Consider the following 21,939-nt stretch of genomic DNA (forward strand, 5'->3'; position numbering starts at 1 on the left):
GGGAGGAGCATTATGAAACAGATCCCAATTGAGTATCAAGTATCTCCATATATGGTGTTTTTTTTAATTATTACTATACAGATGGGGGTTGGTATGCTTGGCTTTGAAAGGATTAGTGCAAAATTAGTTGGAAATGATGCATGGATTAGTACGCTACTTTTTGGAATATCTGTTAATCTTATGATTTGGATCATATATCAGATTTTAAATCAGGGTAATGGAGACATCATTGCAATCAATCAAAACGTACTTGGAAAATGGATTGGTGGATTGTCCAACTTCATTTTTTTATCCTATATTGTATTGTTAGGTGCAACAACACTCCATACTTATATCGAAGTAGTACATGTTTGGATGTTTCCTTCAATTTCATCTTGGGTTATAGCTGGGGCTTTTTTAGGCTTATGTTATTACATTGTGACTGGAGGATTTCGTGTAGTTGCTGGAATCGGCTTCTTTGGAATCGTTATCCCAAGCATTCTAATCTTCACATTTTTTTATCCTTTGCAGTATGCAGATTTTCGAAATTTATTTCCAATTGCACAGCATTCATTTCTAGAAATTATGAAAGGAATGAAAGGAAATATGTTTAGTTTTTTTGGATTTGAAATGTTATTGTTGTACTACCCATTTATTAGAAAGGCAAAAACGTCTCAAAAATATGCGCACTATGCAAATTTAGTAACGACTATTGTCTACACATACCTTATGATTTTAACTCTTGCGTTTTTTAGTGAAAAACAACTCGCGAGCGCGATATGGGCATATTTAAGCATGATTAAAATTATACAATTTCCCTTTATAGAGCGGTTTGAATACATTATTGTTTCTGTTTGGGCTTTTTTTATATTACCTAATGTTTCCTTTACATTATGGGGAGTAAGTCGTGGTATAAAAGAGGCACTGGGAATAAAGCAAAAATATGTTTTGCCAGTTATCATCGTATTCATCTTTGTTTTATCATTTTTCTTGAATAACCGTAATAAAATTAACTTATTAAATACTTGGACAGGTCAAATTGGCTTTATATATATATATGTATACCTACCTGTACTATGGCTAATTCAAACCGCCAAAATAAAGTTAAGGAGATAAACATGAAGCGATGGATACTTTTCCTTATATTAAGTGTCTTCTCAATAGGTTGTGCTAAAACGAAAATTGTCGATGACATTGATTTAGTTCAAGTTGCGGCATATGATACTGAAGCAGAAGGTAAGCTAAAAGGAACCTTTGCGATTGCAGCTTATAAAGGAGGCGTGGAAGGTGAAACGAAAATCTATTCAGCATCAGGCCAGACTGGTAGAGAAGTTCTTGCAAGAGCATCCGAAAAATCTTCTGGACCTCTAGAGTTAGGTCAATTGCGTGTTATTATATTTAATGAAAAAATAATTGAAAAGGGAATGCAGGAAATTTTAGAGACTTTGAACCGAAATCCCAGTGTAGGAAATGCAATTTATTTAGCAATTACAAATGTAAAAGGTGAATCACTATTAAAGGGGAACTATTCTAAAGAAAAAGAAATTGCTTCCTATCTATCCTCTTTACTGGAGCAAAATATGGCCAATGGAACGCAACCAAAAACAAATTTTTTTATGTTTTTAAACCAACTTGATGATGATGCGAGAGATTCATATTTACCGATGATATCTAAAAAAGATAACGTGTTGGAGTTAAATGGAATAGCACTTTTTAAAAGATGTAAAATGGTTGATAAAGTGAAACCTAAAGATTTATTTGTATTTAAATTGTTGACAGATACTTTTAAACAAGGCACATACCAATTCAAACTACCTGGTTCTTCAAATACTTACGCCACGATAGAGAATATAAAGGCTAGAACAAAATATAAGATGGAGGGGAATAGCAAGCATCCATTCGTAAATGCTCATATTCAAGTTAAAGCTGAAATTCAAGAATTTACAAAAACAAAAAATCTAGATAGTCCTAGAGAAATAAAAAAATTAGAAAAAATTATGGAAAAAGAAATAGAAAAAAAAGCAACTACATTGATAAAGAGATTTATTAAACAAGGCACAGATCCTATAGGACTAAGAAAGCTTGGTAGAACTCACGTAAGAAAATGGAACAGTCAAGAATGGGAAGAATCCTATAAACATTTACGTTTTCGTGTAACAGCTGATGTAAAGGTTACCCAATCTGGTGTTACAGAATAAGTAAATCAAATAAGATATAGAAAATTTAAATAAATATGGTCTCGCAGGAGATTAGGGAGAAGAGAAACTATTAACAAAGCATCTCATAAACATTAAGATGCTTTGTTAATAGTTTTTATATCTATATAGGGGATACCGCCACATCCATCAAGTTATCTAAATAAAATAACCTCTAAAAATCAAGAGTATCCAAAAAATAAAAATAGATATTTATTAACTTCGTTTGTTATAATTCAAACAAAATAAAAAAACGTTTATCTTTTATATTTAACGATATCAAATTTACTGGAGGGGATAAAGATGAAAAAAGCACTTTACATCAATATAGGTGGAGAAGGACACTTAAATCCAACATTAGGATTAGTACAGGATTTAGTACAACGTGGAGACAACATTGTCTATTATTCATCAAATGATTTTGAAGAAAAAATCAAAAAAGCAGGTGCACAATTCCGTCCCATCAATCAAGAGGCACAAAGAGAGCTTTCGGAAACTATGAATCTTATGACTTCCCATCCTCAAGAGTACTTATTACAATTCCTTCATGCTATGGAAAGAATTACTGATTCCATTTTTGAAGAAATCTCCAAAGAAACATACGATTACATCCTCTATGATGCACAGTCTTTACCTGGAAAATGGGTTGCTCACCATAGAGGTTTAGCATCTATTGCAACTTGGACCACGTTTGCTTTTTCACAAGAACTAAAAGAAAATATGAACCTGACAGGAACAAGAAACATAGAACAAAAACAGGAACGTTTAGCCATGCTACAAGCATTTTTGCAATTAGAAAAAATAGCAAAAAGGAAACAATATTTAGAAGGAAAATATGAAGTATCCCTATCTGATAATTTTTTACTTTGTCCGGGTTCACGCGATTTGAATATTGTCTTTACTTCTCGCTATTTTCAAAGAAACAGCAAGGATTATAAGGATGGCTATATTTTTATCGGTCCTTCCATTGCTGAAAATGAAACTCTAAATGATTTTTCGGTTGATGAATTAAAAGGAGAACGTGTGATTTATATTTCTATGGGAACCATAATTAATAATCAGCCTGAATTCTATCAAAAATGTTTCGTCGGTTTAAAAGATCTCAATGCAAAAGTAGTACTTAGTATAGGCAAACAATTAACAGTGGAGCAGCTAGGAGATATACCTGATAATTTTATTGTTGGTAACTATCTTCCACAATTAGATATACTGCGTCAAGCGGATGTATTTATTAGTCATTGTGGAATGAATAGCACAAGTGAATCACTTTATTTTGAAGTACCTCTAGTTATGCTCCCATTTATAAATGATCAGCATACGATTGCTGAGCGAGTATACGAACTTGGCGCAGGATTTATGTTAAATATCCAGCAATTATCGGCCGAGGATTTAAAACATGCCGTTAATGAAGTGTTGCAGCATTCGATTTACAAAGAGAATGCCAAAAAAATTAGTCAATCATTCCGCGAGGCAGGTGGTTATATCAAAGCTGTTGATGAGATTATTACATTTACTCGTTAATTCTGCTATGTATGCCACTCAAGGGCTATTAACTTAAGAATTTTATAACACCCTACAACAAGAATATAGAAGATAGAAGAAATGCTGGCAGTATCCCATACTCATCAAGATAAGAAATTAAATACCTCATTACTATCAATTCTTAAGTTGATAGTAATGGGGTCTCGCCACATCGCCATCAAGCTGAGGTTTTGAAGTACCCACTAAATGAAATTTTTCTTTCTCTGCAGTTAGTTATTTTGAGAAGTCAGCTCATTTTTTGTTTTTGGGGTGTTTACTTTTCTTAAGTTGATGGATGTGGTGATACCCCAAATATGATAAGAGAGTCATTTGGTTCTCTTGTTTCATACACAATAATAAGTTTATGGAATCGGGCTTGTAAAAGGAAATCTTGATGCCGCAAAGAATGTTGGATTAAATTGATTGCCCACAATACTTCCATTTGTAGTAGCACGAAATATAACTTGCACACTGTCTCCTGCTTTTAATCCATATATAGTGGAAATATTCACAAGTAAGTCGGCAAAAAAATCCACATTATTAGTTGCAACTATAACTTCAACATTGTTAAGTAAAATATTGAATGAAAACCCATAACTAACTAATGTACTACTAGGGCTAAATCTTGCACCTGCTGCTAATGAATATACTCCGTCTTGATTTGGTTGGAATGTTGAAACACCGTCAAATTCATTTCCAAAATCAAATTGTTCATTATTAAATGTAAGAACTAAATCATCCCCTGCGGTATATGCTTGTGCCTCTAGTGGTCCTTGTTTAGAAGCTCTAAATGCAGATTCAATTACGTTTAATCCAGTTGGACCCGTTGGTCCTGTGGGGCCTGTTATTCCGGTTACTCCTGTAGGTCCCGTTGGTCCCGTGGGGCCTGTTATTCCGGCTACTCCTGTAGGTCCCGTTGGTCCTGTGGGGCCTGTTATTCCGGCTACTCCTGTAGGTCCCGTTGGTCCTGTAGGCAAAGTAAATGGTGGAATAGGTGGAAGTGTCGGACCGAGTAAGCTTGGGTCTATTGCCGCACCTTGTAAATCTTTTTCTTCTGACATACGTCACCTCCAAAAACACTTATCATACTAAATATATGCATTGTGGAATCAATTATGACAAAAGAACCTATCGGATCTCTTTTTTATTTTTTCTAAACAATACAGCAGATGGTTGCGAATATTTTCACTGTCAATATTCAATTGAAAAAAAGACATGCAATATTCATATCCACAATTTGTAATCTAATCCACATTTTATTGATACTACTATAGTTACAAGTATGCTAAAATACGCTGGATCTGTTGCATTTGTTAGCTTGATAGCGATGGGGTCCCGCCAACAAAACGCGAATTTCGTAAGATAAGGAATTTTTTATTAAAAAAACTTAGTTTTTCTGTACGTTAAGAAGGTTCCATAAACGGTATTTAATGTTTGGTATGATACTTTATTTTTGGTAATGAGTTTTGGAACTGGTTTTAAACGTATTTCAATTAGTTTAGATAGATATAAATAAAGTTCCTTAAACGAACGTTTTAGGGACTATGTTGACTATCTGGTACTGGTTAGTCAACCTCAATTGCAATAGCTATAAGGTTCCTATAACCAACTAGTGAATAAAGTCCTTTTGAACTAAAATAGGTATTTAAAAAATGTTGTGATATTATAGTAAAAATAACATTTTATTTACTAAATAAATTTCGATCTAGAAAATGGAGGATTTAGGATGTTAATGATGGAGCACTTTATATAAAGTTATACAATACTAATTAGAGGTCCACCTTTTAGAAATGTTTATAAATATTATTTACATTTTTAGGAGGAATAAAGAATGCGTACAGAAAAAGAAATGATGGAATTAATATTAAGAGTTGCTAATGAAGATGATAGAGTAAGAGCTGTTGGAATGAATGGTTCTAGAGCAAACTCTAATGTACCAAAAGATAATTTTAGGGATTACGATATTGTTTATCTTGTATCAGATTTTCAATCATTTTTAAATAATCCTGATTGGGTAGATGTTTTTGGGAAAAGAATAATAATGCAAACACCTGAGGATATTGGGTTAAAAAACCATCCGCTGTCTTTTTTGCTGATTGTTGTAATGAATTTTGGTGGATTTCGACTAATGTAGCTAAAGGATTATGGAGAGAAGAAATACTTTACGCTTATGAACACTTAAATAGTGTAAGAGAAATGCTATTAACAATGCTTGAGTGGAAAGTTGGCATAGAAACCAATTTTTCATTGAGTGTAGGGAAAAACAGTAAGTACCTAGAGCGCTATGTTAATAAGGACATATGGGAACGTTTATTGAAGACGTACCCTAATGGAGAGTATAAACAAGTATGGCATTCCCTTTTTGAAATGATTCGTTTATTTGAACAAGTAGCTATTGAAGTTGCTGATATTCTAGAGTATCAATATCCTTATGAAGAAGCTAATAAGGTAAAGGATTATCTTAATAAGAAATAAACAACTATACCTTTAACCCCGTTCTAAATTTAGGACGGGGTTAAAGGTATAGTTGTTTGGACTTGTAAAATTAAATAACTTTATTGTCATTTTACATCTAAGCGTACGAAATTCGTGTAATGTTGGTGCTACCCCATCGCTATCAAGTTAATAAATTGATTGTTCCCTAAAGCAAAAAAATGAACTTAATTCTCATAGATAAATATAGAGAGAAGAAATTCTGTTTTTGGGGTACCTCAAAATCTTGGCTTGATGGGCATGGGGTAGCGTCAGGCAAAGTCGGATTTAAGTTCACCCACACTAGATGTGAAAGAACCCAATAAAAAAGCAATGACCCTTTTTTATTGTTATGATGTAATCACTACAAAAACATATTAACCAACCAAAAGATCATTGCAATGGATAACATTATTTGCTTACAACTAAAGGTTTATAAACTTTCTTGTCAAACAAATACATAATATGGCTAAGTACCAAGAAAAATACTATAAGGCCACCGATGTAGACAAGGGATTTTGCTCCTATTCTGTCATAGTCAAAGAAAAAGTAAGCATAATGTACTGGCTTCCCATCAATTGGCGATATATTGTACACATATCCCATTAGACCTGCGATAGTAGCAAATGCCACATATGAGAGCGGGTATATCAAAACATAATATACATCTCGGTATTTTAAATGATTAGATTCTGTAAATAGAAAATAATCTACAAGGCAAAGAATAGGTGTAATCAAATGTACTGCAAGATTATCAAATTTCCAAAGATAAAAACTTCCACCCATTGTAAAGGTAGTAGGAGCAAGCAACACCCAATAAACGATAAGTGTTAAAAGTAAATCAATTACACATATCATTTCAAAGCGTGGAAAATAGACAGCACTTCCCGTCTTACCATCATTTATCAATCCCTTAACTGTACGTATAGTAAGTATACTAAACAAGATCAGTGCTAAAAAATTACTTTGGATAGTATAGTACATAAATATCTTAAAATTCATTTCGCCCGATTGGATGCCCATACGTGATAATAGACCATATAATGCAAAAATAAGGCTACCAATTCTAAATAATACTGCTATAACTCTATTACGTATCATACGATTCCTCCTAATTTATATTAATATCATTTCATTCAACCAAATATTCACCCATCATTTCATCTTAAATTTTCACATGAAACGTTATTTTAGCGTTTTAGCGAAGCTTTGTCAAAAATTTACTCTTACCTTCATTTGGATTTTCAGATTGATTGTTACTATTCAGCCTTAATGATTAAATAAAAACTATAAATAGACCAGTCTATAGTTGAACTGGTCTACCTGTAAATACCTTTTCTATTGATTCTAGAACAGAGAGTTGTTTCCTTTTCTTTTACAAGTCTCAACAAAGCTCATAACCGTGCAATACAATTCATTTCCGCTTTGTTTTCTAAAGCAACCTGATACCTTCTGTTTCATCTTGCATTTTCGTAAATCTCGCTCGGAAAGATTATTGTTATATGCTACCTTGAAATCCCTGAAGAATAGCAAATGATTCGATTTATACTTCGTTAATCTGTTCAGGAGAGTCTTTTCGGATTCCTTGGCATATTTCCCTTTAGTTTGGATATTTTCTTCATACCCTTTACTAAGCAGATTATCATATCTGGTTTCGTATGCTATAATTTCTTCTTCAGGGTAGCAGGTCGTTGCAAGAGTAAGTGAATGCTAGTGAAATATATAATGGTTGAATGCAGAAATAGGAGAATAAATGGTTCACATAACGACTATGTACTTAGTTCATCATTAAATTAGAGTTAAATTATTTTTTGAGGTATTTTTATTAAAAAGGTATTTTATTTGTTTGAAAGGAGTTAGAAAAGTGAAAAAAAAAAAACATCAAGAACAACCAACCTCATGGCGGCCTAGAGGTTTTATTCAATGGTTACTGACAATCCTTGCAGTAATTGTATTGCCTATTATCAGCATTATGACATACTATATTTGGAATCCAGGCGGTTTTCCTAATATAATGAGTGTCCTCGGAGCGGGTGCATTGATAATACCTACGTTGCTATTAGGTATAACTGTTGTGATAATCATTTTATTAGTATTAGCTGTCTGGAGGAAAGCTTTACTAGCTCGTGCAATTTTGATCCCTTTAGTTTTATTATTAAGTTTTCTAACTGTCGAGCCAATCATTAAAATGTTAAACTATGCAAAAAAAGAGAATGTTTCCGTTTCACTTAGTTCTCATTTTTTTGGTAAGACAGAAATCACATCAAAATTCACACAGGACGTCGTATACGAAACAACAGCTGATGGCGTGGAATTAAAGCTTGATGTATGGCGAGCCCATGGAGACTCAAAACAATCACTACATCCCGCTATTGTAAAAGTGCATGGAGGTGGATGGGTTGAGGGTGATAAAGAAATGGCCCCTCACTGGAGTCAATGGTTAAGTGAATTAGGATATACTGTGTTTGCTATACAATATCGTATGCCACCTCATGCAGGATGGAAAGATGAAGTAGCTGATGTAAAATCAGCAATAGGATGGGTAGCAGAACATGCGGATGCTTACAATATTGATCCTGAAAAAATAAACGTAATGGGACAGTCAGCAGGTGGAAATCTAGCTATGCTAGCCGCCTATAGTATGGGAGATACAAAGTTACCTCCTTCAACAAATGTACCATCAGTAACTGTTAACTCTGTGATTAATATATACGGTTTGTCTGATATGGAAGGAATTTATAAGAATAGCCCAAGTCCTGATTATATGCAAGATGTAATGGAAAAATATATTGGGGGTACACCTTCACAATTCCCTGATCGTTATAAAATACTTTCTCCGATTAGTTACATTCAGGAAAAAACACCTCCTACTATTACACTTTTAGGAACAAGTGACCGAATTGTACCAGAAGAACAGGCTGAAATTTTGGATAGAAAACTAAAAGAAAATAACGTTTCTCATGAACTTTATCTTCTTCCAAGAGCCGACCATGTTTTTGATGGAGCACCAGATAGCTTGAGTACTCAGTTTGCTTATGAAAAAGTAAAAGCCTTTCTTCAAAAGTATAATAAATAAACATGGGGAAGAATAATCCGGGAAGGTTTATTTACATCATTATAAAAGAAGAAGCCTTTATAGCTTCTTCTTTTTATTATGTTCGAAAAGGTATGGATTTTAGAATATTTTTTATTTATATATATCTAAAGATAAAACGCATCCTGGATACGTCTGCAAAGCGTTTCAAAAGGTACACCTTTTGAAGTGAGGTGATTTCTATAAAAAACAATGTGTCAAAAAGTTCGAGATAACATTTTAAAGTACTTCAAAAATATATAGACCTTTTGAAGCATTTGTGAGTTTTTTTAAACGATTTCTTTCAAGTTGATTTAATTCTTATTATTCACCAGAAATAAATAAAAATATATGAATAAATCGATATAGACAATAGTATAGGTAAATAGAGAAGAATGAATAATTCTTTAATATATTTAAATTATATATAACTGAAGCAATCCCTTTATAAAAAGTACCCATTTTCATGTCTTTTTACACAAGATTAAATGAATATAATTCTGTAAATCTATAAAAATTCCGTTTAGACTTTCTTGTCCTTGTACAACATACATTAAGATAGGAGGGGAGTTTAACTCACATTTCCTCAACTGTTCGTTAAATTCCGATTTAACGTAAACAACAATTGTAGAAATCTAAAATTTTTATTTATATCTACTAAGAGAGAGTTTTTATATTCCAATTAATGTAGATTTCAAACTATATATTTTTTACATAATAAAATCAAATGTGAAACGAATAATAAATATCATTTTAACCCTAGTATAGGGAAAATAATAAAAGTTCAGCAATGTAAAATTGCTGAACTTTTATTATTTATTCTTTCCTATTCTGCCTAAGCTATCTTTAATAGTTGTTTCTCCAAGCTGTGTGTATAATAAAGCCGTATCTTGGCTAGTATGCCCAAGTTGCTGCATCACTTGTAACGAGTCTTTTTCTTCCATATATAACTTATTTGCCAATGTATGTCTTAATTTATGAGGAGACATTCTTTTACCAAAGGCCTTAGTATATTTTTCTACTATATCTTGGATAGCCCTAACTGAAAGAGGCTGTGCAGTATGTTTATACTTCGATAAGAATACATTTTTTAATTCTTTCCCTGGAGCATATTTTTTATCTCTAATTTCCATATAATTTTCAAGATCATTCAATGCAATTGGGGTAATCCATACAGAATCTTCTTTGTTTCCTTTTCGTATTACATCAATTAGCCTTTCTTTTAAGTTTATATCTTCCATACGAAGATCGGCCAATTCACTTACACGAATACCACTACCAAGAAAGAGAGAAAGAATAGCTACATCACGATCTTTATCTCTTAGGAAATAGAACAACTGATGTTTTGTTAAAGATTTTTCATGTTCGTACTTAATGTAATTCAAAAACTCTTGATCGTCATCATTATGAAATATTTTAGATCTCATACGTTTTGCACGGGCATTTAATGTTTCCTTATTTTTATGTATTTCAATTTTAGCCATTACATTTCTATAAAAATAACATTCTCCATCATCATTCTCTGATAGGGAGGTAAGGTACTTAAATAAAGACTTTAAGGCTGAAATTTTTCTGTTAACAGAGGAATTCTGCATATTTTGTTGTAGTTTTAAAAATCTCATAAAGTTCTCAACATCTTTTTTCTTTAAATTCTCCAAATCAGAGAAGGATATGTCTTTAATGGGCTTAAATTCAATAATTTGTTCAGATAATAGCCAATTAAAGAAAACTCTAAAATCATATACATAATTCAGTAGGGTGGAGGGAGAGGCATCATGCAATTCTTTGTACTCCACAAATTCTTCTATGTAAAAGGGCATTTCATTTAAATTCTCGTATAATTTCTTACGATGTACTGATTTTTGACGTTGCTTGCTGTAATCCATAAAAATCACCTCATATATACTATAACAGAAAAAATAAACGAACACAAGTTCGCGTTAAATTCAATTTTTACACGAACTTATTTACATAATTAAATTATGAAATAATAAAATTCACTCGAAATTGAATGGGAAAGTGTAATTATTCTAATAAAAGTTATAGATAACCAAGTGATAAATTCATATTTGGCGATAAAAATTATATATGTATATAAAATAAAACGATTTTCAAATATAAATTCTAACAAAATGAATACATGAACACAGTTTAAAAGTCGTTATAAAATGTGAATTGGTTAATTTAATCAAGAGTTAGTTAGATCAACACAAGAAAAGCTCTTATAAATTAAAATGTAATTCACTATAAAAATTGTTTATGAGTAATTCAGCATTTGATTATTCTTATATAAAATATGAATTTTATGGCGTATACCAATATACTAAGATTCATGCACTTGGGCTTGAAATCCCTAGATACTGTATTTAACTTTTATATAATCGTATTATTGTGCGTAAAATTGGTATTTCGTGCGAAGTTTCGAATTGTTTGTTTTTCACCTCTTCATATTAACTTTTATTCTCATCTAACAAAATACGTCATTCACTTTATCTTTCATTAGTCCGAACATCTTTTAGTTTCAGATACATTCAACTATACATATTAATATTGATTACATAGTTGCTTATAGGACATATCCAGTATATAAATACACTTTAATACAAAACAGTTAACTTTAATCGCTTAAGGCTAAGTAGATTGTATTTTTCGCAAAACTTGATTGTTTATAATGTCGAAATAGAGTGTTTCCTATAGTACTTTTATATTGTACTTGGTTTAGCTGAGCATTCCGCTTAATATAATTTTAATACAGATTTCAAAATATAACTTCTAAATTTTTCTTCTGTCTCAATAACATAAGTATTCTTTTCAATTTGAGATTTATTCCGATCTTTTTTTACAAACACCTATAATAAAGGTTATGTAAACTAATATAAAGTAAGTTCGTATGACAACCCATATAAATATGATTTCCTCATGATTTATCTCCCCTTACTTTTACACTATAACCTCGTCGAATAATTAGATATCACTGAGAAAATTGTAATCGTTGACTAAACATACATAGCCTGAAATACACCCGTGCTGTTTATAAATTATGTAATGCTCTAATAAACACCATAACCTACTCCAACAATAAAAATGTTTTTTCACTTTCTAATTATTAATGCTAAGTGAGTAATTTTCAATATCCACTGAAAGTGGAATCTTTATTAACTCTACTTGTTATAGAAATAGTAAATAAGCGATATATGCACCATGCACTCAACCCTTTATTTTAAATACATTTAATTTTTTTAATGTAAAGAATATATTTCATGACTTATATTTTATATTTTGTTACGCTTTAAGTAGATTAGCTTCAACAGCAAAATTCATTCTTATTTTTGAGAGGAGAACTCAAATGAAATTCAGATTTATAACCCCACTTTTCAATTTAAAATTAGAAACTGTTCTCAATAAGGGTATAGAACTTTTTCCAGGAGCAAGAATTACAAATGGACCAGAAGAAAAAAACAAAATTTTAAATACACAATTGATGCAACATACTGCTGGGAAAATTTCCATACGAGAATATGACAATAATCCTTATCTATACATAGATGGTGAATTTGAAACTATCAAATCAAAAGCAGAAATGGATGAAATAGGAGTTAAATATACTTATTATTATCTAAGACTAGCGCAAAGTTTTCTTCAAGACTTATGGCTAATTAAAGACAATAGCATTTATGTAAGAGATGGATTTTTACTTGCATATTATAAGGATTTCGAAGACGGTTTTATTTACAAAGCATCACTGTCCGAAATATTTTACCACTCTTCGTGTGTTGATATGGAATCAAATTTCACAAAAAATCAAATTTTATCAGCAACTCGTGAGTTTATACCTTATCCAATCGAAGAATATGATGAAAAAAACTTCGGGGGTAAGAATCCTGATGCAGATCATCTATTCAAAAATAAAGGCTCAAACCGATTAGATAGGGCTTTTTATTTCACAATTAGAGCAAGAACATGCTGTATTCTGCCAATGAAAATAGTTTTTTATTGTAATGCACTAGAATGCCTATTTACAGTTGGAACTTCTGAGGTTAACCACAAGATTGCTGAACGTGTTGCATTGTTGTTGGGGACTTCTGGTGAATCCAAGAAAGAATTATATAAAATTATTAAGATGGCTTACGACTGTCGTTCTACAGTTGTACACGGGCAACATATTAAAGGTGAAGAGGTAAAACTAGTACATGTTTCGCAAAAATTAGATGATATTTTAAGGGAACTATTGACTGAGAAGCATGAAGTGTTCTCAAAGAAAGACCCAGAAATGGAGGAAACATTCACTAATTTACTTTTTAATGTAAATTAAAATTAGGTCATAATCTATGAAAATGGTCCGTTTATGATGGTTAATCACAAACGGACCATTTTCATAGATTCGGACAATAAATAACAAAGTAGCCTACAAAATCATCTTAGTTCTCTTCATGTTGTTCAAAGCAACTCAAGCTAAACATCACAAATGAGGGATCAGTTGTTAAACTAGTACAGTAGCAGTCATATCATAATAGAGTTTATAAATCGGGAACGCTTTATAGCGCTCTTGTTCTTCCCTACTCAATTTATCAAATAGTAACTTCGCCTCTACTTTACTTTCTAATAGGACACTTGTACAGAAGTTCATTCCTATATCACCTGCATGTTCTTGCTTTATCGAAAAAAGTCTATGCACATCGGCTTCCGACAATTCCCCTTCTCTTCGTTTCTTAATTTGTGTTTGATTGATATATAGTATCTCTGGAGTTAAGGTATCGCCTTGATATTTGCTATATATATAATCAGCTAACTCTAAGAAATCTTCGTTTTGTGAAAGATCGAAAGCATGGATACATGTTAAACAAAAGTCATTCGAAATATATGCAACTTCATCATTCACAAACGGATCAATTCGGTTAAATGACTCTTTGATTACTGTTATATTCACGTTACAACTACATACCAATGATTGACTGTCAAATAAGGTATATGGTGTATACGGTGTTTCAACATCATTGTAAATTACACTTATACGTTTATTAGAAATGTTTTGAGAAAATGCATTTGTAAATATTGGTTTCGAGTAAGGATCATAAAATAATATGAATTTCATTCCCCCTATATTAAACCCTATATATTTCGCTTCTTCTGGAAATTCTACTTTAAAATTACTACGATCATCTTCCAGCATCATCTTATTAAAAATATCAATTTGATTTATAAATTTGTTTCTTTCTATTGTTTCATCCCCAAACTCAGTCGTTTCATCAACATCTAATTGCTGAAAAACTTCCTTAAGCTGTAACATTGTACGATACAATCTCTTGTAAGTTTTACTCATCTCACGTTCTTTTTCCGTAACAGATAAATCAAATGTCCATCCTAGTTGTACAAATTCCACATTTCTTCCTGTTAGTAAATCAAGTACGAGTGGCAATACTTTTAGTTGTGCAGCCAAAGAATGCAACCTCTTTAATTTAAAATCAAATTTACTAGTACCAATTGTATAATTTAGTTCTAAAGAATTTTCAATTAACAGTATGACTTCCTTTTCCATATTCGTTGTTTCTATAAATAACTCATATGATACGCCATCTATAATAATTGTTTCTATTATTTCAGACTTTAAAGCATCTATTCGAAAATGATCTAGCGGAACAGTGAGTTTCTCTTTCACGCCATAAAGCGTAAAATCATGCTCAAATATATTTCCAATAGACGGATCAAATGTTAAACTCGTCATTTCATAACTTGTATAATCTTCTCGTTCAAAAGGCTTATTTTCGATTAACATTAATGGTTGTTTCTTCGTTTCATTCATGAATTTAATACATACACTTGCCAAATCCGTCTCGGATATCGGTCTCAGCTCAATCCTTCTTTGCCCTTGCCCCTTTTTTATTCCGTATTCCTGTAAGATCCCATGAATTTCTGTAGGTACTAATTGTTTATAAAACACCTTTGATTCACGATTTCTTTTAATCTCTACTACAAAAATGATAACTCCTTGGCTATTGTAGTAATTTTGAAAATGGTCCATTCCCGTTGGAAACGTTCGATTTCCTGCCGTAAATTCCTGAACTTGTGTGCCCTTTACTTGAACAGGTACTCTACCAATTAGCGATTGTACCGATTCCGTATCATCCTTAAATACTTCAATCTCACCATCAAATGAAATCCCTTTATCTCCTACGGGTATATTTGCTCTTAGCGTCGTTTCGGATTTATTTGCATGCTCCGTAACTGCAGCTACTCCTAATCGTTCTAATAAGGCTTTTGATAATTTCGCCATCCCTACACCTCTATTAATTCTATAATTAAGATAATTATATCAACTACATGATTTACAATCTATTTTGGTATACGTACTATCAAAAAAACATATCTTCAAGGTAGATATACGCTGCCGTGCAAAAAAAGACGACACAGAGTCGTCTTTTATACTTTCAATATAAATGAAAACAAATCAAATACGTTTAGTCAGAATGTCTTTGAACTCTTTTACCTCTTCATCTATCATATTTGGATTCGGAAATGCTTTTGAAATGACATGTAATTCCTTTGCTATTTCATAGGTTATTGCATCAAGCTGTTTCTTATCTTCTCTAGTCTTATTAGGGGTTTTCATATATATTTCTTTGTATTGAAGTGTATAATTTTGAATTTGCTTAGCTGTTTCTATCAAATTTTCTTGCTTTGTCTGCACCATTAGTTCATAAATTTTATTACTGTGATCCTCTATTTCACCATGATAACGTGTAAAGTGTTTCTTTTTTTGATAGGGTTCTTCATAACTAATAGGATATCCGCGTAATTTGAAATTATATAAAGACAAAACAAACCAATCCATCCTTTGATTTAACTCCCTGTAAAACGTTTCGCTCGCTTCTTCTTCTGTTGATTTGATACGTTCGAAGCGTTCATCGTTTTTCATTATCGAGGGATCAGCAGTATGATAAGAAAACGAATACGTGTCGCTTTTGTCTTTAATAAGGACTGAGCCAAAGCTAAAATTACATGTATAATCTCCGCAGTCAAAAGACGAAATAGATGTCTGATTATCAAATTCTTTCTTCCAATCTGTCAGAACTTTTACTTTTTCATTATGAGACAAGTTATGAAAGGATTCATTCCCCGTAATAACAATATCAAGAAATTGCATATCCTCAAGTGTTCTTCTTTTCTCATAGGATAAACCATGATCAGAATATGGTTGTAAATTCATTTTTTTCTCGAAATCTCCTAATTCTTCTTCTATTTTTGTAACATCCATCTTAGCACAACCCGCAATTAAAAATAGAATAATAGCTACAATGAAACATTGCACCTTTTTCATAGAAGTCCCCCTGTTCACTTGGAATTTATTTTTATATGTCCATATTCCCCTAACCAATCACTATTTGCATCGTTCTTTTTTACCAACATCTAGGCATACACTATGATTTCAAACATATGGAATAGTAATTTGGCATCATTTGCGCATACTAATGTAAGTAACCTTATATAAGGAGATTAAACGATGACTGAAGAAAAATATGCAGCTAAAGAAGCGAGTGATAAGCATAATGCTCCAACAATTAATGTTTTCTTCAACATTAAATCACTTGTTAAATTGAATATTTTTACTGATTCTATAAACTTCAGATATTTTGTTCAAAAATTAAGTTTGAATATCATTACTTATCCCATATAAAAGAAACAAAAAATCCATTCTAATAAGTCTTTTATCAAGATCTTAATCGAAATTAATTTTTCAACTTTATAGAGACTGCTTTTTAACTATACATCTCTTGCAGTTTCATTAAGTTCTTTTTATGATTTGATAATCCAATTGTAAAACTATTTGGATTCATAACAATATCTCCTTTGTTATCTTTTAATGTAACAATAACTTTAGACTTTATTAGCCCTCTTTTTACTTTAATTTCCTCTACATCTTCAATATCAATTATTATCTTATTGCCATTAAACTTTCCAGTTAACGGATTCAATTCAAGCATCATTATCCTCTTATTAGTAAAGCAGATCACTTGATGTTGATTTTCTAAAAATGCACCAGGACCAAGTTTAATATATTCTGATGTTGCTGCCATTTTCATAGTGTAAAAATAATAAAAATACGATTCATCTTCATATGCTACCTCATTAAATAGTTCATCTAATACATTATTGTTTAACATTTTTATTCCCCCGATATGCTAATAATCCCTTACCATTTACCCTTTTTCTTCCTATCCGCATTTTAATTTTACCATAAATTAGAATTAGGTTAGAATTTAGATAAGATTAATAATAAATCAAAAAAATTCCCACATATTTATTTCAATAGCTAAATTAACCATTGGGGTGAAGAATAATGATAAGTTATAAAAATTGGAGCGAGGTCCCCATAGAACTTGCAAGCAAAACTAAACTCAACAAAGAAGGTTTAAAGCCTTTAGAAGCTCCTGTAGCTAAGGTATTCCAGAGAGTAAATAATAGGTATATAGAGCTATATGAACGCTCAAAATCAGAAAAAAAACAACAATTATCTGATAAGCAAAAACTAGCACTATCAAATGGTAGAAAATTAGGTATAGAGCAACGGACTTGTAAACAGTGTGGCCATGTTGTTCAAAGTAAAGCTAAACTACGTTTAAGTCTCTGCCCTAGCTGCTACGAACACCAAGTAATTATGAATCAATTAAAAGAAACAAAATTAAAAATCCAAACATTTATCAACCAAATGTTTATAAACAAAGATCAGTTCGTTATTTTAGATACCGAAACTACTGGACTTACTCTAAGAGATCAAATTATCGAGATAAGTGTAATTGATTTAACAGGAAAAATCCTATTAAATTCATTAGTTAAACCAACTATAATTATTCCAGCTGAAGCAACCTCCATTCACGGTATTACAAATGAAATGGTTCAAGATGCACCATCGTGGATAGCGATATATAAAGCGTTACGTGAAGTTACCGTAGGAAAAACTTTACTTATCTATAACGCTGAATTTGATTTAGGTATGATAGAAAACACCTGTATTGCTAACAATGTAGAATTTAAGGATTTTAAATCCACATGTGTTATGAAAATGTACGCCGATTATGTAGATTCAAAAAGATGGATTTCATTAAGTGATGCAACAGAATTATCGATTAAACATCGAGCAGCAGCTGACTGTTTTGCTGTCCTGGAATTATTACAACATCTCAAAAATAGTCAAATAGATTAGAATACTGTAAATAGGACTAATTTACTAACATAAAAATAAGCACATCCTGTAAAAACAGATGTGCTTATTTTTTAATTTTTATGCGTTTTTACGTTTTAAGAAAATAACTCCACCAACAATTAACAGTAATGCGCCTGCAGCCATAGAAATCCAACTTGTAAGATCAGCACCTGTTTGTGGTAACCATCCAATTTTAGATTGAACATCTTTCTTAGGTTGTGGTTGTTCTTTTACTTGCTCTTTTGGTTGTTCTGTAGTTGGAGTATTTTTATCTTGATGCGGCTGTTCCGGTTTTGGTTGCTCCGATTTTACTTCTTTAAATTTCACTGTCTGCCCCTTATCTTCGATGTCAACGTGAATAGCTACCAAGACATTATCTTGATACAATTCTTCAAACACTACCACTTCTTTACCTTGTAATGCAGAAGCATTGAATGTGAAGTCTAATGTGATAGAACCATTCTTCTCTTTAGCAGTAAACTTAGATTCTACTGTTACTTCTTTACCATCAACTAATAATGGTTTTTTTGTTGCTTTATCCATTAGTTTACCTTTTACTACGTACTCTTTACCCACGATTAAGTCTTTGTATTCCACTTTATCTTGGATTGTTACAGTTTTAGAAGCGTCTAACTCTTTAGAACCATCAGCTTTATTTGTAGCTGTCGTTTTAATAGAAGGCTCTACAAATCGTACTGTTTGACCTACATCGTTAATATCAGCGTGAGTTGCAATTACTTGGCTTTCATGTAATAAGTCTTCAAACACTACTACTTCTCTTCCTTGCTGTTCAGCACCAACAAAAGTAAAGTCTAATGTTACAAAACCGTTCTTTTCTTTTGCAGTAAATTTAGTCTCAGCTGTTACTTCTTTACCATCAATTAGTAATGGTTCATTAATAGCTTTGTTCATTAATTTTCCTTTTACAGTGTACTCTTTACCAACAACTAAGTTAGTGTACTCCACTTTATCCTGGATTGTGATAGAATCCTTTGAATGAATCTCTTTTCCACCATCAGCTTTGTTTGTAGCAGTTGTTTTTACTGATGGCTTAACGAACTTAACTGTTTGACCTTTATCATTGATATCAGCATGTGTAGTAACAATTTTTCCACCTTTCAGTAGCTCTTCGAATACTACTACTTCTTTTTCTTCTAAACCAGTTGCATCAAAAGTGAAATCTAATGTAATAGAACCAGCTGCTTCTTTTGGTGTAAACTTAGTTTCAGCAGTTACTTCTTTACCATTTACAACTAATGGTATATTAGTCTTTTTATCCATTAATTTACCTTTTAAAGTGTACTCCTTACCTACTTGTAGGTCTTTGTATTCCACTTTATCTTGGATTGTTACAGACTTAGAAGTGTGCATTTCTTTTGTACCATCTTTTTTATCAGTTGCTGTTGTTTTAATTGAAGGAATCTTCTCATCTTTGACGATATGTTTAATAATTTGACCATTCTCTTTGATTTCAAAAGAAAACGTCTCTTCATTTAAGATATAACCGTTTGGTGCAATAGTTTCTTTATATGTGTATTTTCCAAATGGTAGCTTTTCAAATTTAGCGATACCTTTATCATCTGTTTTACCTTTTACTACTTCTTTTCCTGCTTCGTTATAAATCGTAAATTCTGCATTTGGAAGCTTATTGTTACCATCCGCAACATCTATCTTTGTAATTTCCAGATCACCTTTGATTAGATGATTAACTGCTAATAGCTCAATAATTTTTCCATGTTCCTTTATTTCGAACACAATTGGTTCTGTAACAAGAACGTAACCGTTTGGTGAAGTCTTTTCTACAAATGAATACTTACCATACGCTAGATCTTTAACGTTAATCTCACCATTTTTATCTGTCTTATATTCACCAATTACTTTTCCACTTGTATCTTTTAACTCGAATACTGCACCTTCTAATTTTTTACTAATATCTTCGGTATCTACTTTTAATAGTTTTACACTACCTTTTACTTCGGTATTTTCTACTGTAAAAGTAAGTGTTTTATTATGATCTTTAATTTCAAAAGGATACTTTGTTTTATTTCCGATATATCCATTTGGTGTTTTAGTCTCTAAGAAATAATACTTACCAAATGTAAGGCCTTCAACCTTTGCAATTCCATTTTCATTTGTTACTGCCTTTTTCACTTCTTTTCCATCTTCAGTAAAAACAGTGAATTCAACATTAGGTAGCACTTTACCTGAATCACTAAGTTTTTTTATTTCAATGTTTCCCTTTGCCTTGTTGTTTACTATTTGAACAGCCCCAGTTTCTCCTGTCCTAACCTCAATGGTTTGTGGTTTATCACCTAAAACATAGCCTGTTGGCGCTTTTATTTCTTTTACAGTATAAGTACCAATTGGTAGGTTATTTAATTCTGCAGTACCATCAGCACCAGTCGTAATTTTCCCAACTGATTCATTATTTGCATTAAAAACCTCGAATACCGCACCAGCTAATACTTCTCCACTTTCCCCAACTTTTTTAATTTTTAAAGAACCAGCTGCTTCCCAATTTACTGCAAGGTCACTACTAAGCTTTTCTTCATTTCTTTCTAGTAATACTGTAGCATTCTGAACAGTATCCGTACCGCGGTAAGCAATTGCTTGAACTTTTGTTAAGTTTGCAGCAACACTTAAATTAAATTCACCTGTTTTTGTATTTTTAGGAATTTGGATACGGAATTTCTCTCCAACTGAAAGTTGATCTTTCACTTTACCATTTTCACTAACAATTTTTACTCCATTAGGTGCATTTTTCGCTACTACTTTATAAGAACCACTCTTAGCATTTGTTTGTACTGTATATAGATTCGTTTCGAAGAACTCACCTTTTAATTCTGCTTTTTGCTTTTCAGCTGGGATAACATTCATATAGATATCTTGTGTATCGCCGCTATTGTTAGCAGTATTGATAATTGCCTTAGCTGCTTTTTCAACATTTTTATTTTCATGTTTCAGTTCATTTACATCAAGTTGACCTAATGCATTCCAAACTGCAAGCTGAGTTGCGTAATGCGCTTCATTCTGATTAGCTACTCCTAACTGCTGAACACTTTTTTGCGGGAAACCGTTTAATAGGACCCTATATACTACATTATCTGTTTTCCCCATTTCAGGAAGATCTTCACCATTTGGTGATTTTAGTCCAAGAGTTAAGCAATAAGCAATTTGACCGCTTGAATTTTTAATCATTTCAGTTCGAATGTACTTGCCTAAACTATTACTATAACTCCAGTTCATTGAATATTTCTCGTGCGTCATTACCTCTGCACTAACCCTTGGTAAAAAAACATTTAGGAATAGCGCAAGTACAGAAAGTACTGCTAGAACTCTTACAACAACTCTTTTCCCCAATCTAAAAACCTCCCAAACAATATTTGTTTTGCATGATTATTTAAATATTAAAAATAATCACAATAAACCTAAGAACTATTATAAGACAAAAAATTACAAACATTAAATCATTTTCCAAATTTTTTTATTTTTTTACATTT

The 21,939-nt window shown here is 31.9% G+C and carries 15 protein-coding genes and 1 pseudogene; 8 read left to right on the forward strand and 8 right to left on the reverse strand.

Going from position 1 to position 21,939, the window contains the following annotated elements; genetic code table 11:
• Positions 1–12 precede the first annotated feature (12 nt).
• The 3 genes from JDS82_RS18895 (at position 13) to JDS82_RS18905 (ending at position 3,695) form a co-directional block, all read left to right on the forward strand.
• Positions 13–1,095 (forward strand): GerAB/ArcD/ProY family transporter, encoded by a 1,083-nt coding sequence (locus JDS82_RS18895; protein ID WP_048563628.1) that lies wholly within the window; start codon positions 13–15, stop codon positions 1,093–1,095.
• A 2-nt stretch (positions 1,096–1,097) separates the two neighbouring features.
• A complete protein-coding gene (locus JDS82_RS18900) occupies positions 1,098–2,177 on the forward strand; it encodes a Ger(x)C family spore germination protein (protein WP_048563629.1) in 1,080 nt (359 codons plus the stop codon).
• Between the two features lie 300 nt (positions 2,178–2,477).
• Positions 2,478–3,695, forward strand: coding sequence for a macrolide family glycosyltransferase (locus JDS82_RS18905; protein ID WP_199713739.1), 1,218 nt, complete (start codon positions 2,478–2,480; stop codon positions 3,693–3,695).
• 362 nt (positions 3,696–4,057) lie between these two features.
• On the opposite strand, the gene JDS82_RS29810 is transcribed toward JDS82_RS18905, so the two are convergent.
• Positions 4,058–4,756 (reverse strand): exosporium leader peptide-containing protein, encoded by a 699-nt coding sequence (locus JDS82_RS29810; RefSeq protein WP_242474915.1) that lies wholly within the window; start codon positions 4,754–4,756, stop codon positions 4,058–4,060.
• Positions 4,757–5,526: 770 nt separating this feature from the next.
• Here JDS82_RS29810 and JDS82_RS18915 point away from each other — a divergent pair.
• Positions 5,527–6,170: pseudogene (locus JDS82_RS18915) on the forward strand (aminoglycoside 6-adenylyltransferase).
• Between the two features lie 408 nt (positions 6,171–6,578).
• On the opposite strand, the gene JDS82_RS18920 reads toward JDS82_RS18915, so the two are convergent.
• Complete coding sequence (locus JDS82_RS18920) at positions 6,579–7,268, reverse strand: Pr6Pr family membrane protein (protein WP_199713740.1); 690 nt, start codon at positions 7,266–7,268, stop codon at positions 6,579–6,581.
• A gap of 246 nt (positions 7,269–7,514) precedes the next feature.
• Positions 7,515–7,835, reverse strand: a complete 321-nt coding sequence (locus JDS82_RS30310; RefSeq protein WP_088116073.1) for an IS66 family transposase — start codon at positions 7,833–7,835, stop codon at positions 7,515–7,517.
• Positions 7,836–8,013: 178 nt separating this feature from the next.
• On the opposite strand from JDS82_RS30310, the gene JDS82_RS18930 reads away from it, so the two are divergent.
• Complete coding sequence (locus JDS82_RS18930; protein WP_242474916.1) at positions 8,014–9,243, forward strand: alpha/beta hydrolase; 1,230 nt, start codon at positions 8,014–8,016, stop codon at positions 9,241–9,243.
• Positions 9,244–10,052: 809 nt separating this feature from the next.
• On the opposite strand, the gene xerS is transcribed toward JDS82_RS18930, so the two are convergent.
• Complete coding sequence (gene xerS, locus JDS82_RS18935) at positions 10,053–11,126, reverse strand: tyrosine recombinase XerS (RefSeq protein ID WP_199713741.1); 1,074 nt, start codon at positions 11,124–11,126, stop codon at positions 10,053–10,055.
• Between the two features lie 1,460 nt (positions 11,127–12,586).
• Between xerS and JDS82_RS18940 the strand changes: the two genes are divergently transcribed.
• A complete protein-coding gene (locus JDS82_RS18940; protein WP_199713742.1) occupies positions 12,587–13,552 on the forward strand; it encodes a HEPN domain-containing protein in 966 nt (321 codons plus the stop codon).
• 168 nt (positions 13,553–13,720) lie between these two features.
• Here JDS82_RS18940 and JDS82_RS18945 read toward each other — a convergent pair whose 3' ends face one another.
• Together JDS82_RS18945 and JDS82_RS18950 are read right to left on the reverse strand one after the other, a co-directional pair.
• Complete coding sequence (locus JDS82_RS18945; protein ID WP_199713743.1) at positions 13,721–15,511, reverse strand: DUF4365 domain-containing protein; 1,791 nt, start codon at positions 15,509–15,511, stop codon at positions 13,721–13,723.
• A gap of 174 nt (positions 15,512–15,685) precedes the next feature.
• Complete coding sequence (locus JDS82_RS18950) at positions 15,686–16,555, reverse strand: hypothetical protein (RefSeq protein WP_199713744.1); 870 nt, start codon at positions 16,553–16,555, stop codon at positions 15,686–15,688.
• Positions 16,556–16,738: 183 nt separating this feature from the next.
• On the opposite strand from JDS82_RS18950, the gene JDS82_RS18955 reads away from it, so the two are divergent.
• Positions 16,739–16,912, forward strand: coding sequence for a hypothetical protein (locus JDS82_RS18955; protein ID WP_176359489.1), 174 nt, complete (start codon positions 16,739–16,741; stop codon positions 16,910–16,912).
• A gap of 82 nt (positions 16,913–16,994) precedes the next feature.
• On the opposite strand, the gene JDS82_RS18960 is transcribed toward JDS82_RS18955, so the two are convergent.
• The gene (locus JDS82_RS18960; protein ID WP_199713745.1) at positions 16,995–17,399 is read right to left on the reverse strand and encodes a PH domain-containing protein; all 405 of its coding nucleotides are present in this window, start codon (positions 17,397–17,399) and stop codon (positions 16,995–16,997) included.
• A 176-nt stretch (positions 17,400–17,575) separates the two neighbouring features.
• On the opposite strand from JDS82_RS18960, the gene JDS82_RS18965 reads away from it, so the two are divergent.
• On the forward strand, positions 17,576–18,439 hold the full coding sequence (locus JDS82_RS18965; RefSeq protein WP_199713746.1) for a 3'-5' exonuclease: 864 nt from the start codon (positions 17,576–17,578) through the stop codon (positions 18,437–18,439).
• Positions 18,440–18,517: 78 nt separating this feature from the next.
• On the opposite strand, the gene JDS82_RS18970 is transcribed toward JDS82_RS18965, so the two are convergent.
• Complete coding sequence (locus tag JDS82_RS18970; protein ID WP_199713747.1) at positions 18,518–21,799, reverse strand: VaFE repeat-containing surface-anchored protein; 3,282 nt, start codon at positions 21,797–21,799, stop codon at positions 18,518–18,520.
• Between the last annotated feature and the right edge of the window lie 140 nt (positions 21,800–21,939).

It is taken from the genome of Bacillus cereus group sp. N14 (assembly GCF_016483555.1).
GTDB lineage: Bacteria > Bacillota > Bacilli > Bacillales > Bacillaceae_G > Bacillus_A > Bacillus_A wiedmannii.